Source organism: uncultured Nostoc sp., from assembly GCF_964247315.1.
GTDB lineage: Bacteria > Cyanobacteriota > Cyanobacteriia > Cyanobacteriales > Nostocaceae > Nostoc.
Genome location: NZ_CAXTTT010000215.1, coordinates 1 through 5,982, shown reverse-complemented (window position 1 = coordinate 5,982; position 5,982 = coordinate 1). Strand labels below are relative to the sequence as shown.

Below are 5,982 nucleotides of genomic sequence, written 5' to 3'. Positions count from 1 at the left end.
GCAAACTCGCGAATAGTCTGGATTCTTTTATTTTTGCCAAATTGGGATGCTCCCAACAAAATAACCTTATCAATCATATTATGGGCAAGTTTCCGCCAGAGAAGTAGCCGATTGGTGGACTAAACATTCTCTTAAATTATTCGCTTCAAATATTAGGCTTTTTGTTAAGGATAGTGAAGTAAATGAAGGTATTATCAATACAGTAAAAAAATAACCTGAGAAATTTTGGGATTATAATAATGGTATAACAGTTTTGTGTTCTAGTATTGGCAAAAAACCACTTGGCGGGAGTGGCAGAGATACGGGCATATTTGAGTGTAAAGATGTCAAAATAGTCAATGGCGCTCAGACTGTTGGTTCAATAGCAAGAGCATATCAAATTTCTCCTGAGCAGGTTGAAAAAGCAAGAGTTCTTATTCGTTTTATCTCTTTAGAAAATTGTCCTGAAGAATTTGCTACAGAAATTACTCGATTCAACAATACTCAGAACAGAATTGATCGCCGAGAATTTGTAGCTCTCGATCCTGAACAAGAAAGAATAAAAAATGAACTTCAATTAGAAGGATTATTTATACTTATAAAACTGGTGAATCAATTCCAGATGGACAAAAAGGTTTTGATCTAAACGAAGCCACAATTAGTCGAGCATGTAAACAGAGTGAAGTTTCTTTCGCCACGCGAGTTAAAGATAAAATTAGTGCTTTATGGGAGAATATACAAAAACCGCCATACAAAACTCTATTTAATAGATCAGTAAATGGCTCTGACCTTTGGGAATTAGTTCAAATATTGCGAATAGTAGATAGTAAATTATCAGAAGAACAAAAACAACGAGATGGAAGAGAAAAAATATTTGCAATTCATAGTAATCGTCTCGTTTTACATTTAGTTTACAAAGCTTTGCCAGAGAGTTTCTTTAACATATCATCTGATTTAACCTCAGTACAAATTAATGAAATTCAAGCTGTAACTTCAAAGTTTTTGAAAAGTATTATTAGTGAAACTAGCAACCTATACCCTAATTCTTATCCAGCCAATACCTTCAGGAATGTAACAAAATGCCAAGAAATTGTGACAAAAATTTTAAATTGAAGTTGCTTTCATAAGGGGAAAACTTTCTCATACAACATTTATCTGATTTTTACTCCAGTGAGATTGCTACGGAATCGCACCATTTCCTCACTTGCATTAAAATGTACTGCTATCTGTGTCTGCGTCATTTGACGTTGAACAGCCCAGAGTAAACCCCTGCGTGGAATTTGAAAACACCCACCTAAATAAGTCGCTTCATCTTCCGAAGGAGTTTGACTCAGAATATGGCTTGATATACGATAGAGCGCTAAGTGAAGAAGCAAGCCAGTATTTTTACGAACAGTTGATAAAACGAGGGCAACTTCCTGAGTTTACTTCTGTGAAAGTACAACAAATTGCACTGGAGAACTTTCAGTTTCTGAGGTTGCTGGACAAGCTGCAACAAGCCAATGAAAAGGATGCCGAACGCTCTCAAAGAGAATATGTTTTGCTGCGTCAATTTTTAATTACGAATCCTTACACTACTTTAGAGCAGCTTCGTAACACGTTTTCTCAAACGCGTTATATCTCTATTGATGATGTCGGCGAACTGTACGAAGACTGTAAGGAAAATGAATCTTATTGGTGCTGCGATCGCTGCGGTCCTTTAATTAAAAAACATGGACATTTACGTGGCATAAAACCAAGCGTCTGCAATGACCATCGTAAAAACTTGTCTCATGTCCGGCGCATTTCTGAGAAGCAAGGTCTGCGTCGTCTCAAGTTTGGCATTCACTGGCGTGTCTGTTTGCCTGGAATCCCAGAGATGCGTCTATTCCATGCTTTAGAAAAGCTGCATAAACAACAGCCAGAATATCTTTGCGAAGTTCAACTGTGGCCTGGTATTGACCGTTACGACCTGCAACTACGTTTTGGTGACGGCTCAGTGTGGGCTGTAGATATCAAAGACTACCGAAATCCGTATGATTTGGCTTTGCAACTAAAGCCGATATTTGGGGAAGGCGATTTGCGCTATAACGAAAGTTTTTATGTTATTCCTAGCCATCGTCTGCATCAGCGCCAAGATTACATCGAAATTCTGCGTGAAGAAGCAACAGGATTGCCAAAAAGCACCCATCTTTTCAGCGATACAGCTTTTGAAGAACGAGTCAGCGCCAAGATAATGCACCTAAGTAAAGGGAAATAGCATTATGAGTCAAATGACATTATTTAAGCCACCTGATATTTTGACAGAGCGTGTCAAAGAATTGAAAGATAACTCTGAGCTAGATCGAGAGCAAGCACAATTATTACTTCAGGTAGAACTTGGCTTTGCGTTAATGGAACATCAGCCTTTTTTATTGCGAATTCCAGATTTAGAATCAAATGCAGAGTTCCTCGATCGCCGCGAACAGTTACTAGCACGCCGATATGGTTGGAATGAGACACAAAAGGGACACTGGGTAAGCCGCTTTCGCAAAATCAACTTTCATAAAATTCAGGAAGACGGTACGCTGAGTGAGCGGAACACACAAGCGCTGGAGTTGGATGGTTTTGTACATCTTGCGGGACAAGTCGCCTCTGGAAAGTCTACCCTGTCAACGTTGCTTGCCGTCGATGTTTTGCGAAATCACCCCGACCGCCGCATCACCTTGGTTGTTAGTGATGTACAATCGGCAATTCGGTTAGCAAATCAAATTAATTGGTGGTTCTGTAACGATCCAGAAAACAATGAGCCAGTTGCTGTACCGTTACTAGGACGCAGTAAACGAGACGCGCACCTACAAAGCTTCTATGCCTCGAAAGACTTTCAGGAACACTGGCGACGTGGACAACCACACTGGGGCGATCGCTTTTTGGGAACAGCTTGTGCTTTGCAAGGACTGCTTACAGTCTAGCGACATCTTCGACCGTTTGCATGGCAAGCCACTTAAGCCTGGAACCGAGCCATGTGACTCTCTAAAAGAAGCACCAAAAAGTGAAAGCGATCGCCTCTGGCGGGGCGTAGCCCATCGCAAAAAACAAAACAATAACCCTGGTGTGTCCCACTTGTGTCCGTTTTTTGCCACTTGCCCATCAAAGCAGGTATATCGTGATATGCCAACTGCCCGTGTTTGGATCACAACTCCAGGCGCAATGGCAATGGCTGGTTTGCCACGTCATTTGGAATTACGTCCGATCAAGATAGGGGAACTCGTTTATCAACATTCTGATATTGTTGTATTCGATGAAGTAGACACAGTTATCAAGTGGTTTGACGACGTATATGCTGAGACAGTTTTACTAACAAATGGTGGTGTTTTTGATGACATTGGGGTGAAAACTGAGGATTACATGAGGTTTAACCGTGTCAGCCCACCATTGATGCAGCGATGGACAACCGCAGAACGTCATGTACAAAGTGTAGTCACAGCAACATTAACGCTATTATATAAGCATTTAGGACACGAGTTTTTACGTAAATGGATAGAACGTGGCTACTTCACACCTAATTTTCTCCTCTACAAATTTGCTCGTCGCCTTGCTGGGCTTGAAGAGTTAGATCATCCTGATGTTACTGAGCAAGAAATTAAGGCTAACAACCGACGCGTACAGCAGATAATGCAATATTTTGACGCGTTACTCGACGATGATCCATTACTTGGGCAACCCCGATCCAATTCTAAAGTTAATAGGTTAGCACTTCTGATTCAACAGATAAACAGTATCGGCGAAAGTGCTACTGACGACAGCATTTATCGTGCTTGCAAAGCCTGGATAGTAGATTTTTTCCCCAATACAGGAAAACGGTTAGCGCGACTGCGATGTCTAACGACAAGCCGCAAAGCGTCTACGCAACTGGAAAAACGTCAAAACAATTCACAGCAGCCAGCTAAGAAAAAACGGCGAAACTCCTCAAAAAACGACGAACAATCAGATCCAGTGGATACCCTCGAAACCCTAGCTTATCGTTTACAGTTTGCGCTCACTATCACCCTTTTAGATCGGCACACACGCATTGTTTTTTACGAATGGCATCATCGACCACCTATCCTAGATGACGAGCCACCACATCGCCGTATGCCAACAGCAATGTTAAATATTTTACCATTACCTCCAACAGGACGACAGTTTGGTACTTACTATTCCCGCAAGGATGACAATCACAACCAATCTGAGAACAGCAGCGAAAATGCTTTATCTTTGTTTGCTTATACCAACATTGGGCGTTACTATGTTTTGAACTTTCATCGGTTGCTAACAGACTTAGATGGTCAACGCGGCCCTAACGTTTTGGCATTATCAGGAACTTCTGATCTACGAGATTCCACCCAGTTTCATGTCGGCAATCCCCAAGGTATTTTAATGCCAGAACCGAGCGCCACAGAAGCGATCGCTCAAAGCCGCTTCAAGTTTTTGCCTCAATCAAACCGCAAAAACGAATCTATCCGTATTTCTGGTACACCTGAACGTCAGAAAATGGGAATGTTTAAAGAAATGGCACAAGCATTGATTGGCAACAACGGTAGCGGTGATTTAGGACAGGAGCTTGAGGAATTGAAACAGCTTGGCGAGAGCGATCCAGATTTTTGGCAGAATAGGGAACGCCTACTGTTACTCGTCAACTCCTACGACCAGGCACGATGGGTAGCAGACGAAATCCGTCAATGTTGGTGGGGTATGCGGGAGCAAGTCTACCATTTGCAGCGCGATCGCACCGAAACTATTACTGATGATGACATCGACTATCAGTCAAAGATGGAAGTTGGCGCTCTCAACCGTGCTGACATTGAAACTTTTGCGCGTACTGGTGGTAAAATTCTGGCTGCACCGATAAGTGCTATGGGGCGTGGATTCAACATTTTGAATGCAAATGGCAAAGCTGCCTTTGGTGCGGTTTACTTTCTTACCCGTCCTTATCCTCATCCACATGATACTCAAGCGATCGCTCAAGAAATCAACCGTCGTGCCTTGGATTGGATAGAAGATGCGAATTTCATTGCTTGGGAAGGAGACGGAATTTTAGGACGTGCGGAAGCCGTGCGTCGGTTGGCTGCGCGTTATTGGCGATCGGTAGAACATCGTTATTATTACAAAACACTGTGTGCAAATGAAGAGTTACGCGCCTTTCCCCGTCAAGATTTAGCCGCAACCACTGCTGGTGTAATCGTTCAAGCTGTAGGTCGTCTTTTGCGTGGAGGTGTTCCCTTTCACGCTTACTTTGTTGATGCTGCTTGGGCACCAAACTATGTCAAAGAGCAACAGCCTGATACACCGCGTACCAGCTTACTAGCAGCAATCATCGATTTGCTTTGTGAATATGTTAATGAAGATGTTATCAGTCAAGCTTTATACCAATCAATAGCAGATGCTTTGGTTGATATCGATGGCTTCAACTGGGAAATAGACCGAAGAGATAGAGAAAGAGTATGACTAGTAAAATTACACCAGCAAATATTTTGCTACCTGCCCGCATGAACTTGGTGACAGGTGCCTTTGCCAATCTAGAGATTGCTGTGCTGCCATTTCCTTTTGTTCAGGTGGTTGCAGACTTTTGCCACGATATAAAACAAGTCTTGTATCGTGGCAACGACAGAGAAGTTAGGTGGCCCTATCGTCAGTTAAATAATGCTCTGCTTGCCTGTGCATCTACGCTCACATACGGTTTTGAGTTTCATAGTTTTGATGAGGAAAGCCAGCTTTCCTTATATCAGGCATTAGCTGTGGGAACGCCAGAGAATCCACTGAAGACTCCCACACCCCAGCAAATACATGAATTAATGAGAATTTGGGCGCAGGAGTGGATAAAGCAATATCGTGGCAAAGGTAGAACAGATCAAGTCAATAGCGTGTGTGATCGCTTTCTCCAAAGGATAGCTGTAATACCGCCAGATTGGGAGTGGCAACATATTAAGCCGGAAAAACTGATTCACGATATTACAGCAATTTTCAGGTAAATAGACCACAGTGGTTGAACCAACCGAAGGCATC

The 5,982-nt window shown here is 42.5% G+C and carries 7 protein-coding genes; 6 read left to right on the top strand and 1 reads right to left on the bottom strand.

Annotated elements, in window-relative coordinates; translation table 11 throughout:
- Window positions 1-253: 253 nt before the first annotated feature.
- Window positions 254-625: an AIPR family protein gene (locus ACFE93_RS33640; RefSeq protein WP_375480309.1), complete on the top strand. Its 372-nt coding sequence runs from the start codon at window positions 254-256 to the stop codon at window positions 623-625.
- A 164-nt stretch (window positions 626-789) separates the two neighbouring features.
- Entirely contained in the window at window positions 790-1,092 is a 303-nt protein-coding gene (locus tag ACFE93_RS33635; protein WP_375480307.1) for a hypothetical protein, read from the top strand.
- A 38-nt stretch (window positions 1,093-1,130) separates the two neighbouring features.
- Here the strand turns inward: ACFE93_RS33635 and ACFE93_RS33630 are convergent, their stop codons facing one another.
- Complete coding sequence (locus ACFE93_RS33630) at window positions 1,131-1,259, bottom strand: hypothetical protein (RefSeq protein WP_375480311.1); 129 nt, start codon at window positions 1,257-1,259, stop codon at window positions 1,131-1,133.
- Here ACFE93_RS33630 and ACFE93_RS33625 point away from each other — a divergent pair.
- The 4 genes from ACFE93_RS33625 to ACFE93_RS33610 are packed head-to-tail and all read left to right on the top strand — an operon-like array spanning window position 1,208 to window position 5,948.
- Window positions 1,208-2,218 (top strand): hypothetical protein, encoded by a 1,011-nt coding sequence (locus ACFE93_RS33625; protein WP_375480305.1) that lies wholly within the window; start codon window positions 1,208-1,210, stop codon window positions 2,216-2,218. The two genes, ACFE93_RS33630 and ACFE93_RS33625, sit on opposite strands and share 52 nt — an antisense overlap.
- A gap of 4 nt (window positions 2,219-2,222) precedes the next feature.
- Window positions 2,223-2,909 carry a hypothetical protein gene (locus ACFE93_RS33620; protein ID WP_375480303.1) on the top strand — a complete coding sequence of 229 codons (687 nt, stop codon included), beginning with the start codon at window positions 2,223-2,225 and terminating at the stop codon, window positions 2,907-2,909.
- Window positions 2,839-5,424, top strand: a complete 2,586-nt coding sequence (locus ACFE93_RS33615; RefSeq protein WP_375480301.1) for a hypothetical protein — start codon at window positions 2,839-2,841, stop codon at window positions 5,422-5,424. Before ACFE93_RS33620 ends, ACFE93_RS33615 begins: the two co-directional genes overlap by 71 nt.
- Window positions 5,421-5,948: a hypothetical protein gene (locus tag ACFE93_RS33610; RefSeq protein ID WP_375480299.1), complete on the top strand. Its 528-nt coding sequence runs from the start codon at window positions 5,421-5,423 to the stop codon at window positions 5,946-5,948. Before ACFE93_RS33615 ends, ACFE93_RS33610 begins: the two co-directional genes overlap by 4 nt.
- Window positions 5,949-5,982 lie beyond the last annotated feature (34 nt).

Excerpts from the sequence above, each read along its gene's own strand:
- ACFE93_RS33620 (WP_375480303.1), top strand. The coding sequence starts at position 2,223 with ATGAGTCAAATGACATTATTTAAGCCACCTGATATTTTGACAGAGCGT.
- ACFE93_RS33610 (WP_375480299.1), top strand. The coding sequence starts at position 5,421 with ATGACTAGTAAAATTACACCAGCAAATATTTTGCTACCTGCCCGCATG.